14 protein-coding genes and 6 tRNA genes are annotated in these 14,738 nt (G+C 39.3%); 2 read left to right on the forward strand and 18 right to left on the reverse strand.

Translation table 11 applies throughout. The features are described 5' to 3' along the window. Nucleotides 1-10 precede the first annotated feature (10 nt). Both BLP50_RS05020 and BLP50_RS05025 read right to left on the reverse strand, forming a co-directional pair. Nucleotides 11-727: a zinc metallopeptidase gene (locus tag BLP50_RS05020; RefSeq protein ID WP_090151981.1), complete on the reverse strand. Its 717-nt coding sequence runs from the start codon at nucleotides 725-727 to the stop codon at nucleotides 11-13. A gap of 129 nt (nucleotides 728-856) precedes the next feature. Beyond that, on the reverse strand, nucleotides 857-2,203 hold the full coding sequence (locus tag BLP50_RS05025; RefSeq protein WP_090151984.1) for a DUF6273 domain-containing protein: 1,347 nt from the start codon (nucleotides 2,201-2,203) through the stop codon (nucleotides 857-859). Nucleotides 2,204-2,389: 186 nt separating this feature from the next. Here BLP50_RS05025 and BLP50_RS05030 point away from each other — a divergent pair, with 186 nt between their 5' ends. After that, complete coding sequence (locus BLP50_RS05030) at nucleotides 2,390-3,094, forward strand: hypothetical protein (protein WP_242869218.1); 705 nt, start codon at nucleotides 2,390-2,392, stop codon at nucleotides 3,092-3,094. A gap of 83 nt (nucleotides 3,095-3,177) precedes the next feature. On the opposite strand, the gene BLP50_RS05035 is transcribed toward BLP50_RS05030, so the two are convergent. The 4 genes from BLP50_RS05035 to BLP50_RS05050 all read right to left on the reverse strand — a co-directional run bounded on the left by BLP50_RS05035 (nucleotide 3,178) and on the right by BLP50_RS05050 (nucleotide 8,875). Next, a complete protein-coding gene (locus tag BLP50_RS05035; RefSeq protein WP_090151987.1) occupies nucleotides 3,178-3,672 on the reverse strand; it encodes a shikimate kinase in 495 nt (164 codons plus the stop codon). A gap of 141 nt (nucleotides 3,673-3,813) precedes the next feature. After that, a complete protein-coding gene (locus tag BLP50_RS05040; protein WP_176753693.1) occupies nucleotides 3,814-5,784 on the reverse strand; it encodes a beta-galactosidase in 1,971 nt (656 codons plus the stop codon). Nucleotides 5,785-5,925: 141 nt separating this feature from the next. Further along, nucleotides 5,926-6,771 (reverse strand): NAD(+) diphosphatase, encoded by an 846-nt coding sequence (nudC, locus tag BLP50_RS05045; RefSeq protein WP_090151996.1) that lies wholly within the window; start codon nucleotides 6,769-6,771, stop codon nucleotides 5,926-5,928. 133 nt (nucleotides 6,772-6,904) lie between these two features. Continuing rightward, a complete protein-coding gene (locus BLP50_RS05050) occupies nucleotides 6,905-8,875 on the reverse strand; it encodes an NAD(P)/FAD-dependent oxidoreductase (protein WP_090151999.1) in 1,971 nt (656 codons plus the stop codon). Between the two features lie 239 nt (nucleotides 8,876-9,114). Between BLP50_RS05050 and BLP50_RS05055 the strand changes: the two genes are divergently transcribed. Then, on the forward strand, nucleotides 9,115-10,365 hold the full coding sequence (locus BLP50_RS05055; RefSeq protein WP_090152002.1) for a PucR family transcriptional regulator: 1,251 nt from the start codon (nucleotides 9,115-9,117) through the stop codon (nucleotides 10,363-10,365). 37 nt (nucleotides 10,366-10,402) lie between these two features. On the opposite strand, the gene BLP50_RS05060 is transcribed toward BLP50_RS05055, so the two are convergent. The 12 genes from BLP50_RS05060 to BLP50_RS05115 form a co-directional block, all read right to left on the reverse strand. After that, nucleotides 10,403-11,584, reverse strand: coding sequence for an aldo/keto reductase (locus tag BLP50_RS05060; protein WP_090152005.1), 1,182 nt, complete (start codon nucleotides 11,582-11,584; stop codon nucleotides 10,403-10,405). Nucleotides 11,585-11,895: 311 nt separating this feature from the next. Further along, nucleotides 11,896-12,198, reverse strand: coding sequence for a type II toxin-antitoxin system RelE/ParE family toxin (locus BLP50_RS05065; RefSeq protein WP_090152009.1), 303 nt, complete (start codon nucleotides 12,196-12,198; stop codon nucleotides 11,896-11,898). After that, nucleotides 12,191-12,454 carry a type II toxin-antitoxin system prevent-host-death family antitoxin gene (locus BLP50_RS05070; RefSeq protein ID WP_044937198.1) on the reverse strand — a complete coding sequence of 88 codons (264 nt, stop codon included), beginning with the start codon at nucleotides 12,452-12,454 and terminating at the stop codon, nucleotides 12,191-12,193. Before BLP50_RS05070 ends, BLP50_RS05065 begins: the two co-directional genes overlap by 8 nt. Nucleotides 12,455-12,747: 293 nt before the next feature. After that, nucleotides 12,748-13,038, reverse strand: coding sequence for a helix-turn-helix domain-containing protein (locus BLP50_RS05075; protein WP_044937209.1), 291 nt, complete (start codon nucleotides 13,036-13,038; stop codon nucleotides 12,748-12,750). Beyond that, the gene (locus BLP50_RS05080; protein ID WP_090152012.1) at nucleotides 13,035-13,382 is read right to left on the reverse strand and encodes a type II toxin-antitoxin system RelE/ParE family toxin; all 348 of its coding nucleotides are present in this window, start codon (nucleotides 13,380-13,382) and stop codon (nucleotides 13,035-13,037) included. The genes BLP50_RS05075 and BLP50_RS05080 overlap by 4 nt, the downstream gene beginning before the upstream one ends. 165 nt (nucleotides 13,383-13,547) lie before the next feature. Beyond that, nucleotides 13,548-13,620, reverse strand: a tRNA-Lys gene (locus BLP50_RS05085). A gap of 53 nt (nucleotides 13,621-13,673) precedes the next feature. Then, nucleotides 13,674-13,745 (reverse strand) — tRNA-Gln (locus tag BLP50_RS05090). A gap of 25 nt (nucleotides 13,746-13,770) precedes the next feature. Next, nucleotides 13,771-13,844: transfer RNA gene (locus BLP50_RS05095), tRNA-His, on the reverse strand. Between the two features lie 27 nt (nucleotides 13,845-13,871). Beyond that, nucleotides 13,872-13,945, reverse strand: a tRNA-Arg gene (locus BLP50_RS05100). A 26-nt stretch (nucleotides 13,946-13,971) separates the two neighbouring features. Beyond that, a tRNA-Gly gene (locus tag BLP50_RS05105) sits at nucleotides 13,972-14,042 on the reverse strand. Between the two features lie 21 nt (nucleotides 14,043-14,063). Next, a tRNA-Pro gene (locus BLP50_RS05110) sits at nucleotides 14,064-14,138 on the reverse strand. Nucleotides 14,139-14,284: 146 nt separating this feature from the next. Continuing rightward, nucleotides 14,285-14,641 carry an ArsR/SmtB family transcription factor gene (locus BLP50_RS05115; protein ID WP_090152015.1) on the reverse strand — a complete coding sequence of 119 codons (357 nt, stop codon included), beginning with the start codon at nucleotides 14,639-14,641 and terminating at the stop codon, nucleotides 14,285-14,287. Nucleotides 14,642-14,738: the final 97 nt, after the last annotated feature.

A 14,738-nucleotide genomic window follows, 5' to 3' on the forward strand; every position in this document is an offset into this window, starting at 1 on the left:
TAATAAATGACTAATCATCTCTGCTTCTGCCGTTTACTAATAGCACTAGTCTAAGAAGCTGCATAATAGTTGTAAACAACGCTGCTACATATGTCATAGCTGCTGCCTTCAGCACCTTTGTAGCACCTCTATGCTCCTCACCCTCAAGGATTCTGTCCTGCTCTAAAATCCTAAGTGCTCTTGCGCTGGCATCAAACTCAACTGGCAAAGTAATAAGCTGAAACAACACTACAAATGTAAACAAGAAAATGCCAACCTGTGCAATAGGTGTGGAACCAATGAGAAGTCCAATTACAATAACAGGCCATGAAACCCATGAACCAATACTTGCAAGTGGCACTGATGCCGAACGCATTCTAAGGGGAGCGTAATCCTCCTGGTGCTGAATAGCATGTCCACACTCATGTGCCGCTACACCAATAGCTGCCACGCTTGTGCGGCCATATACTGCGTCTGATAAGCGAAGCACCTTTTCCTTTGGAGAATAGTGGTCAGTTAAGTTTCCTCTGACTCTTTCAATTCTAACATCATAAATGCCTGCTGCATGTAAAATATGCTCAGCAACCTGATTAGATGTCAATCCTCTATAATTGCCAACTCTACTATATTTACTGTAAGTCCTATTTACATTGATTGACGCAATACCACTGACAAGAGCTCCTATTAAAACCAGGATTATTGTCCAATCAAAATGATATCCCATTCCATAACCATATCCGTAATACATTTCTAACCTCCTATGAATCCTAAGTTTTCTATATCTTAGTATAAATGTTATCGCAGGATTTTACTAATAAAAAATCTATAAAAAATTCCTAAAGCATTGCATAAAAAAAGCTCTCGCTTTTGCGAGAGCTTAGGTTACATCTATTCGACAACTCATACTATATACCTTGCCGTTTGACTTCTTCATTCTAACACTTAAGGTGCCAGTTCCTCGACCAACTCCTGTAATTAAACCATTTGAGTCAACGGTGAAAATACTGCCATCAGAAGAAGTGTAGGTGATGGTATATTGCTTGTCCGTGCTATTTAAATATTCCATATTCAAAGCAACCTGTGCGGTGCTACCTGCAGACAATGTATAGCTTGCATCATCTGGCAATGTAATATTGCCTATATTGGTTCCATTATTTGCATACTTTCTTGAGTTAGTAGCACTAGGTTTTGATGCTTCTTGTCCGCCTGCATTAGAACCGCTATTGGCATTATTTGCCGCTGCATTAGCATTATTTGAATTGGCAGCTGATTGATTACCAGATGCGCTAGTATTAGTTGCTTTAGTGTTGTTGGCATTGGAATTAGATGCTGTTGAAGCAGCTGCATCCGTCTTGCTTGCATCGGTATTGCTAGCATTTGCCTGATTATTGTTTGATGCTGAATTAGTATTTGTTGTAGTTGCACTCTTGTTACCTGAGGTATCTGTCTCCTCAACTGGCTTTGGTGCAGTTAGCTGAATATACATTGCAGGTCTAATTCCTGTGCCATTGTAATAACCCCACTTTTCTATAAGCTTTGAAGTGTCATTTACAAACAGGCCAAACACAGGATCATCAAAGGAATTGGTTCTAAGTGGCCAAGTACCTGCGGTCTCATATTTCATGCTGTCTTTATGGGCTGTATATTCATCAGTAGACAGGAAGAAAACATAATCTGTAGTAGTCATCTGACTGTTGTAAATACTCAGATTCAAGGAGTTCTTTTCTCCTGTCTTTACATAGAAATCATCAAGTGTTGTATCCTTATAGAAATTCATAAGGCTTGTCTGACTGGCAGCTGCAGTAAGCTCAGTAGGCTTAATCATTGCTCGCTCTGCATCACTAAAAGCATTAACATAAAATACCTGATTTAGCCAACCTCTCCAATAATTATTTGCCCATGGCACATAGCCAGTGTTGCCACCTTGCTGCTGGATAACCTGCATATTTACTGAGCTTCTATAGTCTGAAATTGAATATGAATTAAGTGTCTTTCTAGATACCACAAAAGCAACACCTGTATTCTCATCATATGACAGAATCGTCCAGTTAATAATATTGCCATCCAAGGAGCCAAATGCTATATTGTCTCCTTCTGAATAGGTAGCTGATGATGATTTCTTTTTTGCATCTGCAATCATAGAAATACCAAGCAAAGCTACTACCACAAACACTATTAAAGATAAGGACATAAAGCCTTTTAATTTTCTAATTGATTTATTCATAAAAACCACCTCTTAAAAAAGGGCGCAACTCACCTCTTATCATCATAGTATATCTCGGCAATTCTCAAGTCAAATTTATAGCTAATTATTAACAAAAATATCACGTTTTCAGCAGATTGGTAATTGTATCTTTTCATTTGCCTTGATATACTGAAATGCAGTTTTTCATTATTTAAGGAGTAACACATGACTAAAAAAGATATGCTAAAAATGTTGCACGATGAAGAACCGGTTTTACGTGCAGAGATTACCGCTCTTTACTCAGTTCTTGACCACAAGTTAGGTCTACGAGGAGCGGAAGTACCTATTACTTTTGGAATGGACGAAAAGGTACTTGGCTCTTATCTTCCCCCATCTTATGATGACGAGGAACAATTTCAATTTTCATTATTTTTCATTGGTTTTTGCATGAATGGGCAAATATCTAAAAACGACAGAATCAACCTCTACAAGCATGAATATGCCCACTACATGACTCGCCATATAAACATCCCTGATAGATACAATTGGCAGCCTGGCGTTCACGGCAGTGCATGGAAATACTGCTGCTCACTTATCGGCGCCATCCCAGCAGATTATTATATAGAAGAATCTAGCATCAAAAAAATAGACTACGAATCAGTTCTCGAGCGACCAAGCGTTGACCACAAGCAGGTACAGCTTCTTGATACATACCGCACACAGCGTGCCATCAAGAACATGGAAAACGCCAAAATCAAATACGAAATTGGCGACACAGTCACACACCCTAAATTCGGCGAGGGCACTGTGAAGGACATTGAAAAGCAGCCATCATCTGTTAGACTTCACATCCTCTTTGGCGATGAGCTGAAAGTCATCGACCAGAAATGGCTAGTTAAAACAGAATACAAAAAGGTTTCGGAGCGATAAAAAAAAGGAGTTGCAGCTAATAAAGCTTCAACTCCTTTTATAATAATAGGCATTGCCCACGATTTCCATTAGCTAGCGCAGTATTATAACTGCTCTAATACCGCCTCAAGTGTAGCCTCAAGATCAAGTCCACCCTCATCTACGATAACATCTGCGTATTTCTCATAAAGTGGAACTCTCTCTTCATAGAGAGCTCTAAGGTCCTGGCCGTCCTTTAAAACTACGCCTCTTCCCTTTAAGCTACCAAGTCTTCCATCAAGAGTATCATAGTCAAGCTTCAAATAAACTACTGTACCAATCTCCTGAAGATGAGCCATAGCCTCCTTACCATAGATAACGCTACCGCCTGTTGCAATAACTGTCTTTGATGTCTCGATGCTTGCATTAACATCGTTTTCAATCTGCATAAAGCCTTCTACGCCTTCATCAGCAATTATCTCTTTCAAAAGACGATTCTCACGCTTTTGAATCAACAAATCTGCATCTACAAATTCGTATCCCAACTGCTTTGCTAAAACAACACCAAGAGTACTCTTTCCAACTCCAGGCATACCAATTAAAACGATGTTCTCTTTCATGACACTACCTCTTTTATTGCATTTTGAAATGTATTATGCCACAAGAATCCTAGGAATTCTACTGCAATCTCCCTGCCTAATACAGGCTTACATCGTCATAATTACTATAATAAATCTTCTATATAAATAAAGCCTTACTCACTAGCAATTATCATAGTCTCGGTATACATTTACATCATCATAATCACTGTAAACGATATATGCATCTCTTCCATATAATATAAGGGATGCACTTACCTGCCATGGCACCCCAATATAAAAACTATCTGCTACTAGTTTTCCATCCACATATAGTTGAGCAACATCATATTTTTCTTTGATTTCAACCAGGCCTTCTGGCGATTGAGCAATTATCTTCTTATATGTTATATTTCGAGAACCATTTCCTAGCGCAAACATCTCCGGATATGATAAAGAAAATGGATTGTCGATATTCTCTAAAACATACTCTGATACAGTCATAACAGCCTCATCAAAGTAAATCTCTCCATCTACTTTTCTAAGGTCAAGAGCCCTCTCCCATGACAATGTGATGATACTGATATCACCTACTTTAAGCTCGGTATCATCTGCAGTCATGTCCACCTCATAGACTATTCCATCAATTGAATACTTTGGCGCGTTGCCTGGAACTGCCGCAAAATAAAAAGTACTGCCATCCTGACATAAGAGCTGAGCTGTAGCGTAGTCTAGCAATCTGTCTCCAAGCCTTATATTAAATGGAAGAATGCATGCCACCTGCCCTGTAAAATTCATAGAAGGAAATGTCACTTTACCTGTATCAATGTTGGCATCAACAACATCCTTTAGAATCATCCCTCTTTGATGATGATTGACAAATACAAATCCACTTTCACCGTCGGTTCTCATACAGTATCTAAGGTCTGCATCGTCATCCGCATTTACGAATTGTTCTGCTGGAACATGTTCCATTGGTGCAAGTATATCTCCAAAATCATTTAAGAATAAATGAATTAGATTAAGCAGCTTGTACTGGTCTCTTATCTGTCCGTACCCACCAATACAAGTCTGAAAATCATAGTTTAAAATCGCATAATCATTAGGATATCCAGTAGCCTTGCTCTCATGCAAAGTAGATAGCTTACCTATTTTGTTGGTTCCACCGTGATACATGTAGTAACCTACCAGATTGTTACCACAGCCTAGCTTTACAAGGCTAAGGGCATAGGCATCCATTGGGCTGACAAATGGTCTACGTATATACGAAGCAGGAAGTCCACTTCCCAGTTCACATGTAGCAAATGGATAGTCCTCATAAGGAAGTCTCCATCCATCGTCATCTACATCTTTTATCAAATCCATGCCTATAGCAGCATCATTTCTACAGGTATCAAATGTATAATGCTTTGAAGGTGGTAATCTATCGGTGTGGTCAAGCCAAGGTGCATCCACATAGGCCCCAAACACCGGTAAGAACTCCTTTAGTGGGAACTTTGCACCGTAGATGCTATTCCACCCAGTAACCGTCCAAATAGGTGCATCAAAGCCAATTCTTAGAGCTATCTTTTTCAGCTCACCTAAATGTTCAGCATTATCAGTCAGCTCATTTTCTATTTGGATGCCCATAATAGGACCACCATCTTTGAAAAATAATCCCTCAACCTGTTCAAATATTTTTCTATACCAAACCTCTACAAGGCTGAGATATTCAGGGTCGTTTTCTCTTAGCTTACAGCCCTTTTTCAAAAGCCAATCTGGAAAGCCTCCATTTCTCACTTCGCCATGACACCATGGTCCAATTCGAAGTACAAATGAAAGTCCAAGCTTTTGACATAGCTCAACAAATTCTCTTAGATTTCTATCACCAGTGAAATCATATTCTCCCTCAATTTCCTCGTGATAAATCCAAAATACATAGGAAGCAACTGTGTTGATTCCACCGGCTTTCATTTTGCGAAGTTCTTCTTCCCAATTTTCACGAGAGTCTCTCACATAGTGATACTCTCCCATGACCCCAATCCAAGGTCTGCCATCCTTTTCAATGTAGCGGCTATTTACCTGAAAGCTTGCCCCGTCTTCTCTAGTCTGGCCTAGATTAAGATGATTTCTTTTTATTTCAACTTTTTTGTAATCCTCAAATTTATAAATCATCATTCCTCCCAAGAGTAATTTCATATACTAATATTTTGGGATATCCCCTTACTCCTAGATTATATAATAATGACTCTTTGCAAAATCACTCAAATTGAAATCAAAAACTGGCAAATCCACGCTTTTCAAAAGTATTTATAGTCAAACTTTTGATTCTTTAAACATTTTCATCATCTCGTTGGTAAGACTATATTCAAGTGGCTGCAACTCTATTTCTTCTCTTGGAACCCACTGAGCATATTTAAGCTCAGATTCATCCATCTTTATTTCATCATCTCCATCTACATCACAGTAAAAGCCCATCAAAATATCACTGGCAATTCCCCATGGCTGAGATTTATAATAGCGGATATTTTTCACCTTAAGTCCTGTTTCCTCCATGACTTCCCGCTCTACAGTCTCTTCTAGTGTCTCACCTATTTCCGTAAAGCCAGCTACTAAAGCATTATTTGAGTATCCAACCCTATACTTAGTCAGTAAGAGTCTATCACCATTAGTCACCCCCACTATAACCGCAGGATTTATACGTGGATAAACAACTTTCCCGCAATTTGGACAGACCTTTGCTCTCTCAGTCTCAGAGTGCTTAGTCTTAGAGCCACACTTACCGCAGTATACTGTCCCCTCGTACCATTCTGCCAACTGTACTGCTGTAAAAGCAGCAAAAACATAATGCTTTGGAAAAAGATATTCTCTCCTAAACTGCTTCATATCATAAAACTCAAAATCCGCGGGAAAATCTGACTCTGCTATTCCATCTGTCTCGTATACCAAAAAGAATTTCTCATCATCTATAGAAAAAAGAAATACTGTAGATAACTCAACACCAAAATCCTTTAACCTAGGATAAGTAATAGTCTTTTCTTTTTCATCTATCCTAGCCAAGAATCTTCCATTATCATGAAAAAGAATGATGCTATCTGCATCAGCTTTTTCCCCAACTCTATATGTGTTTACTAATTTCTTTGGCTGTATTTCCTGTAGCATAGTTACCTCCTTAATTAAAGTTATCGTAGCATACTTACGCTACATTTTGCAGGTTTTTATTTAACAACGGGAGTACGGTAAAAGAGCCTCCAGATTAATCTGAAGGCTCCAATAACATCTATTATACTAAGGTTTATAATTCTGCTGCTGCAAGATATCCTGTCTTAATTGCTGCTGCAATTCTACCTGTTGAAAGTGCATCTCCAAGGAATCTTACATTGTCAAATGCAGCTGCAATCTCTTCATTTGCAGCCTTATTTGCTGCTACACCCAGAGATACAACTACCTCATCAAACTCAAAGCTTACAGCTTCCTTTGTATCTGTAGTCTCAAATGCCACCTTGTTGCCATCAATTTCCACAAGTCTGTGCTTTGGATACATAGCCACATTCTTAGGTGCGATTCTAGACATTACATCCACAAGGTTCTGGAAGAAAAGACCTGGTCCGATATCATCAGCCATCTCAAATACTGTTACATCATTGCCCTGCTCGCTTAAAAGCTCAGCTGTTTCAATACCAGTCATACCTGAACCTACTACACAAACCTTCTTATTCGAAAGCTTAACTGTACCATCAAGAATCTCAACTGGTGTATGCACATTCTCACCCTCTAATCCCTTAATAGACTTTGGCATTACTGGTGTTGAGCCTGTTGCCACAAATACAGCGTATGGCTTAAGCTCCTTGATAGTCTCCACAGTAGCCTCAGTGTTTAATCTGATTTCTACTCCAAGCTTTTCTAACTGACCCTTTTCATAGTCAATTAACCAAGCTGTCTTTTCCTTCTTTGGTGGCTTGCTTGCAAGATATACCTGACCACCTAAGCGTGACTGCTTTTCAAATACAACTGGCTTAAATCCTCTGATTGCAAGGATTCTAGCTGCCTCAAGACCTGCAGGACCTGCGCCGATTACTGCAACAGTTCTCCCCGCGCCATTCTTTGGAAGTTCCTCAGCCTGATACTGATTTTCCTTACCAGCCTCAAAATTTACTGAGCAGCCCATTGGTGTTTCAGCGTTAGCAGACATAAGTGATTCCATGCAATATAAGCAAGAAATACATTTTCTGATGTCGCAGGCCTTACCACATTTAGCCTTGTTAGCCCACTCTGGATCAGCATAAAATGCTCTAGCGCTTCCTACGAAATCAAGCTTGCCATCTTTTAATAATTCTTCTGCATATTCTGGATCTCTGATTACAGCTACGCCAATTACTGGGATATTTACAGCAGCCTTTACTGATGCAGGTCCCTCAATTTTCCATCCCTGGTCAAATCCAACTGGCTCCCATGCTGTATTCATTGTCTCATAAATACCAGAACTTACATCAAGTGCGTCTACACCCTTAGCTTCAAGGTATTTTCCAATCTCAACACCGTCTGCAAGGTGAAGTCCCTCATCAGGCTGACCTACATATTCCATGTGCTCATCAACAGAAAAACGTGCGATAACTGGGAAGTCCTTGCCAACCTCTGCTCTAACAGCGTCGATAATTTCTCCGAAGAATCTCATTCTATTTTCAAAGTTTCCGCCGTACTCATCTGTTCTCTTATTTGTATATGGACTTGAGAACTGACCAATCAAATAGCCATGAGCGCCGTGAATCTCTACAGCATCAGCTCCTGCTTCCTTGATACGTCTAGCTGCAGAAGCAAACTTGCCCACCATTTCCTTAATCTCGTCCTTAGTCATCTCGTGTGTAGGCTGGTGAACAATCTGACACTCTGTAGCACTTGCTGACTTCATTGACTCCACGCCATTTACCACAGCAATCCCCTGTCGACCTGGGTGATAAATCTGGACACAAAGCTTTGAACCATACTTGTGTACTTCATCTGCAAGCTTCTTAAGACCAGGAATGTACTTGTCGTCATCTACTACGATTTCTCTGTCATTTCCCAATCCAGACTTTGAATCTACTGCAGTACACTCAGTAATAACAAGACCTGTACCGCCCTTTGCTCTTGCGCCATAAAAAGCAATGTCCTTTTCAGAAACATATCCGCCCTCATCAGCAAGATAATTTCCCATAGCTGTCATTACAGTTCTGTTTGGTACAGTCATAGTACCGATGTTCTTACTTGAAAATAAATTCTCGTACATATTAAACTCCTTTTCATTTGCCAGTTAAACCGTTACAAAATTAACAATCTAGTAATTTAATTTTAGCATCGAGAAATATTAAGTTCTTCGTTTCCTATAGTTAAATAATACTGCCTCCAGACTTCTTTGTCACAAAATCTTTTTGTCTTTTTGCCGTCTATTGTGAAGATTTTTTGTTGTCTACTGACAAAGCTTTTCTCCCTTGTTACAATATAATTGATGTAGAAAGGAAGGATTCCATGGAGTTTAAGAATAAAACAGAGGAAGAACTTTATATTGCAAACTGCACTTCTACTTTTATAAAAGAAATGAATGAAAGCAATGACATCCAAAATCTTTTAGATGTGGGACACCGCATACTGGGTCAGCCCCTTATGCTTGTAGATATTTCCATGTGCTTTATCGCCCAGTCCGGCGGCGAATCAGTAAAGGATGAGCCATTCTGGGACTGGATTCTCACTAATGGATATGTAAAAGAGGAATACACTAATCTCATTATGGAGGATGATATTTCCACCGAGGAAAAATTCGTCTGGGAATACGGCATGGAAAATCACCGTCAGCTTGTGGCCAAAATCATCCAGGGCCGCACCACTTTAGGCTACTTAAAACTCCTTGAATACAACCATAAAATCACTGACATAGAAAAGGAAATACTTGGCAACCTGAGTAATCTCATTGCCATTTTAATGTCCACCAGCAGCATAAAATATAAATTTTCAAATTCAAAAGTTGAAGCATTTTTAGAATCATTAGTAGAAAGAAAGACCACTGATGCCAGCGTTATCAATGATCGCTTTTCGGCTTTGAATATCAGATTGCTTGAGAGATTATTTGTCATAACCATAGAGCCTGTTTCTAAGACAGAGCTTGCTGTAGAGCAATTGTATCTTTTAAAAAGAAAGCTCCACAATCTCCTTAACAGGCCAACTGTATTTATCCATCAAAATCGCTTGATTGTGCTTTTTGACACATCAGCTACTAGCTTTGAAGAGGACTACAACTACGCTCCTCTTATGGCGCTTTTAAAAGAGTATAAGCTTCAGGCTGGTATCAGCACCCAGTTTACAGAGCTTTCACTTGTGGCTGATGAATATCTAAATGCACTTTCTGCCCTCACTCTGGGAAAAAGACTTGGCCTAAAGGATACTTTTATTTTCTTTTCAAAGCATATCCTGGACCAACTAATCCTTACCTACGCTGATAGTCACAATATCAATTATCTTATCCATCCTGCCATCACTGCACTGGACAAGATAGATAAAGAAAAAAATAGTGAATATGTCATTTCCCTATTAACGTATATACGGTTTGGACAAAACCTCACCAACACCGCTAGGGAATTACATATTCACCACAACACTCTTAAATATAGAATTGCAAAAATCGTAGAACTGACAAACATTGACTTAACAGACTACGACCTTTGCTACCACCTATATCTTTCCGGAAGAACGTGGGAACTACAAAACAGCATAAAAAATACATAAGAAAGATCCCAGAAATAGCCCTCTGGGATCTAATCCATTACTTCTTTAAGAAAAATTTTCTTACTATATTAATTCCTATTTTATATGGCAATGGTCTCACCACCCTGTCAGCTTCTTTTAGCATCCTTCTGATTGGAATATTTTGCGGGCAATGCTGCTCGCACTTTCCACATTCTATACACTGAGTTGCAAAGGCAGGCTCACTTTTCAAACCTACTGTCTGAGCATACTCAAATCTAGCATGAGGCTTGCCCTCTAGAGATGTCATATTGTAGCTTCTAAACAGGGCTGGAATATCCACCCCCTTTGGGCAAGGCATACAATATCTACATCCTGTACAGCCCACTTTCTCTGTCTCACGTATTGCTTCCTTTACCTTTTCAATTAATGCGAAATCATCTGCATCAAAAGACCCAGCCTCTGCATCTGATGCAATCCTGCAATTCTCTGCTACCATCTCTGGAGAATTCATACCTGAAAGCACACATGTAACCTCCGGCTGATTCCACAGCCATCTCAGCCCAAGCTCTGCATTAGTATATTCCTTTGGTGATGCAGCAATTTCCTTTTTCGCCTTTTCCGGCAAAAGATTCACAAGCTTACCGCCTCTAAGTGGCTCCATAATAACTACAGGGATTCCCTTTTCAGCTGCATGCCTAAGCCCCTTTAATCCCGCCTGGGTATGCTCATCCACATAGTTGTACTGAATCTGGCAAAAATCCCAATCATAGGAATCCAAAATACCAATAAAATCCTCTGTATTGCCATGATAAGAAAAACCAATATTTCTAATCTGCCCAGATTCCTTTTTCTCCTTAATCCAGTCTCTGATGCCTAGCTGCTCCAGCTTATCCCATTGATTAATGGCAGTCATGTGATGCATAAGATAATAATCTATGTAATCTGTCTTAAGACGCTTTAATTCCTCATCAAAATACTTATCAAGTGACTCTCTATTTTTCACCAGATACTGAGGAAGCTTTGTTGCTATGTTAATCTTCTCACGTATATTGTTGCGCTCTAGAATAACACCTAATGCAGCTTCACTACCAGGATACACATAGGCTGTGTCATAGTAATTAACTCCAGCCTCATAAGCTGCCATAATTTCCTTCTCAGCCTTATCAATGTCAATCGAACCAGCCTTAGTAGTAAATCGCATACAGCCATATCCTAAAATCGAAATTGGCTGCCCATATTTATTATTTCTGTAAAGCATTTATGCTGTCCCTCTTTAAAACTTAATTTATACTTCCATTACTGCAATTATATACCCTTTTCAGTCGGTGACAAATTGTCACCAGTTGTGCACAATTTAATTATACCCTAAGATGTGATAATTTGTCACGAGTAAAACCATCTGATAGAACCGGATAGTTGATAAAATAAAAAACACGTAAGCGATTGCTTACGCGTCTAATTGCTGAGGCTGAGGAGGCTCGAACTCATCTCGGTCTCAAAAAATATTGAAAGAAAGGCATTTGTTGCCTCTGCATTTTTAAGTTAAACCACAGGTTAAACCTACTATCACTATATATCTCTTCCCTGATACTGCACAGTAACAACCAAAACTCTACCATTACCTTCATCAATTCTAAATATAGCAATATAGTTATCAATAATTAATTGTTTATATCCTTTACCTGCATATCTACCAGTTATTCTATCTTGATGAGATTCAGGCAATATATCGAGCCCTAGTATAACTTCTTTTATTCTATCAATCTGCCCCTTTGCATTTTCAGGAGATAACTTTTCATAAGCAATATAAGCATATATTTCTTCAATATCCCTATATGCTCTTGGCATTAATTCTACAATGTATTTATTCAAAATACTTTTTCTCCAATTCTGCAAAAGCTTCCTTCGCATCTACTGTCTTGCCTGTCTCAGCAAACTCCTGCTCTGCCTCAAAAATAGCCTGATCTATGCGATTTTCTCTTGCAAACTTCTCGTATAATTCTGCACTCATAACCACAAGATCACTATATCCATTTTTTGTGATAAAAATAGGTTCCTTTTTTCTATGTGCAATTTCTGATATTTCACTTGTATTTCTTAAATCTCTAATAGGCATAATTGTTGGCATAATAAACACCTCCTTATTTGTCTTTATTGTAGCATAATTATGCTACACTGTATATGTTTTAATTTCTTAGTTGGTTACAACCTGTAACCAACTCGTGACAAATTGTCACACTTTGAACTATCCGGATTTTCCGGATAGTTCATAAAATAAAAAGCACTTAAGCCAATGCTTACGTGCTTTTCTTTGCTGAGGCTGAGGAGGCTCGAACAGATTCTTCGCCCCACAAAATACTAAAAGAAAGGGATTTGTAGCATCTGCATTTCTTGGTTAAACCACCATTTACAAAACAAAAGTCATTGTTTTGCTGTTCGTGGTACAAGTTCTAGCTTCAACTGCATCCCCAAACCTTCTGCAAGCCTTTTTACCATAGCAAGGCTAGGATTACGCGTCCCATTCTCTATTCTGCTAATATCTGCTTGAGTAATACCTGTTTTTGCAGAAAGATCCTTCTGTGTCATATGCTGGTTAATACGAGCATCAATCATTGCTTGTATAATGTCATATTCTGCTTCAAGCGAATCATACTCAGCTTTAACCTCAGGGTCCTTTAAAGCTTTTTCTTTATATTCTCTATAACTGCTCATTTACAATTCCTCCGTTCATAGTCAGCTTTATATTTCTTCGCCAGTTCAATCTCTGCTTTTGGTGTCTTTTGAGTCTTCTTCACAAATCCATTAGTAAGAACTGCTTTTTGACCAACAAAGAAAAAATAGAACACTCTTGTTATATTAGAGCCTTGCTTTGTCCTAAGCTCAAATATTCCATCTCCTATCGGTCCAGAGTGTGGTTCCCTAAGCTGTGGACCATTTGCCTCTAATAAATCAATAGTTCTAAGTGCTTTCGCATGCATTTTTGGTTCCAATGAATCCAAGAATTCTTGCACAGGACATCTTCCATCCTCCATATCGTACAGCTCAATCTCGTACATTAATATAAGTCCTTCCTATAGTTATAATATGTCGTATAGAACATATTGTCAAGTTATCCACTTTGCAATTGTCCTTACAAATATAATTATAAGATACAGTTGTGTCCGTTTATATGTACATGCGAAAAAGACCCTGAAGCAAAAGCTTCAAGGTCTTTCATTTGCTGAGGCTGAGGAGGCTCGAACTCCCGACAACCTGATTAAAAGTCAGGTGCTCTACCAACTGAGCTACAACCCCATATTCAATTACTAAGCGGTATCTAGCTAAAAGAAAAAGGCATAGATCCGAAACTGGGCTAGCTGGATTCGAACCAGCGAATGCCAGAATCAAAATCTGGTGCCTTACCGCTTGGCGATAGCCCAACGTGCGATGTTGCTACCGCAACAGGGTGGGTAGAGGGGTTCGAACCCTCGACCTTCGGAACCACAATCCGACGCGCTAACCAGCTGTGCCACACCCACCATACTGATAAATATAAACCGTATCAATGTGCCAGAAGGGATTCGAACCCCCGACCCACGGCTTAGAAGGCCGTTGCTCTATCCAGCTGAGCTACTGACACGTATTAATATATCTTAGAAAATAAAAAGCGGGTGATGGGAATCGAACCCACGTATTCAGCTTGGAAGGCTGATGTTCTACCATTGAACCACACCCGCATATTAATATTTATTTCTAAGTCGGGGTGACAGGATTCGAACCTGCGACCCCCTGGTCCCAAACCAGGTGCTCTAGCCAAACTGAGCCACACCCCGATATTTGTTGCTCGCTTTTCTTTCGTATCTCTCTCGCGAACAATAAGGAGTATATATGAGAACAAGGGCTTTGTCAACGATTTTTTTAAAATTTAATTGTTAGAATTTAGCATGAAGTTTCTGATATTCCGACAATTTATAAACGCCTACTCTAATATGTGGCTCAAGCCCTGTGCAATGATGGTTACAACGTGCTCATCAGCTAGGCTATAATACATCTGCTTGCCCTCTCTACGGCTCTTTACTAGCTTATTTGTGCGGAGAATCTGAAGCTGGTGTGACACTGCAGACTGAGTCATATCAAGACTCTCTGAAATATCACAGACGCAAAGCTCTGATTCAAACAGCGCAAATAATATTCTCACGCGAGTACTATCACCAAAAACCTTGAATAACTCGGCAAGATCATATAAAGCATCTTCGTCTGGAAGATCCTTTAAAACCTTATTAACTAAATTAGTGTGTACGCAATGCTCTTCACAGCACTCTGCATGCTTTCCCATCTCTTATCTACCTTTCAAAAATAATTACAGTTATTACTTTACACCTGCCGCTACGCTTTTTCAATCGAAGTGTAGCACAGGGCATTCTGTCACCCAC

Origin of the sequence: Pseudobutyrivibrio sp. AR14 (genome assembly GCF_900101325.1) — a bacterium.
Classification (GTDB): domain Bacteria; phylum Bacillota; class Clostridia; order Lachnospirales; family Lachnospiraceae; genus Pseudobutyrivibrio.

Bases quoted from the DNA above. Each gene is read 5' to 3' on its own strand.
- BLP50_RS05020 (WP_090151981.1), bottom strand. From the start codon at position 727: ATGTATTACGGATATGGTTATGGAATGGGATATCATTTTGATTGGACA.
- BLP50_RS05025 (WP_090151984.1), bottom strand. From the start codon at position 2,203: ATGAATAAATCAATTAGAAAATTAAAAGGCTTTATGTCCTTATCTTTA.
- BLP50_RS05030 (WP_242869218.1), top strand. From the start codon at position 2,390: ATGACTAAAAAAGATATGCTAAAAATGTTGCACGATGAAGAACCGGTT.
- BLP50_RS05035 (WP_090151987.1), bottom strand. From the start codon at position 3,672: ATGAAAGAGAACATCGTTTTAATTGGTATGCCTGGAGTTGGAAAGAGT.
- BLP50_RS05040 (WP_176753693.1), bottom strand. From the start codon at position 5,784: ATGATTTATAAATTTGAGGATTACAAAAAAGTTGAAATAAAAAGAAAT.
- nudC (WP_090151996.1), bottom strand. From the start codon at position 6,771: ATGCTACAGGAAATACAGCCAAAGAAATTAGTAAACACATATAGAGTT.
- BLP50_RS05050 (WP_090151999.1), bottom strand. From the start codon at position 8,875: ATGTACGAGAATTTATTTTCAAGTAAGAACATCGGTACTATGACTGTA.
- BLP50_RS05055 (WP_090152002.1), top strand. From the start codon at position 9,115: ATGGAGTTTAAGAATAAAACAGAGGAAGAACTTTATATTGCAAACTGC.
- BLP50_RS05060 (WP_090152005.1), bottom strand. From the start codon at position 11,584: ATGCTTTACAGAAATAATAAATATGGGCAGCCAATTTCGATTTTAGGA.
- BLP50_RS05070 (WP_044937198.1), bottom strand. From the start codon at position 12,454: ATGCCAACAATTATGCCTATTAGAGATTTAAGAAATACAAGTGAAATA.
- BLP50_RS05075 (WP_044937209.1), bottom strand. From the start codon at position 13,038: ATGAGCAGTTATAGAGAATATAAAGAAAAAGCTTTAAAGGACCCTGAG.
- BLP50_RS05080 (WP_090152012.1), bottom strand. From the start codon at position 13,382: ATGTACGAGATTGAGCTGTACGATATGGAGGATGGAAGATGTCCTGTG.
- BLP50_RS05115 (WP_090152015.1), bottom strand. From the start codon at position 14,641: ATGGGAAAGCATGCAGAGTGCTGTGAAGAGCATTGCGTACACACTAAT.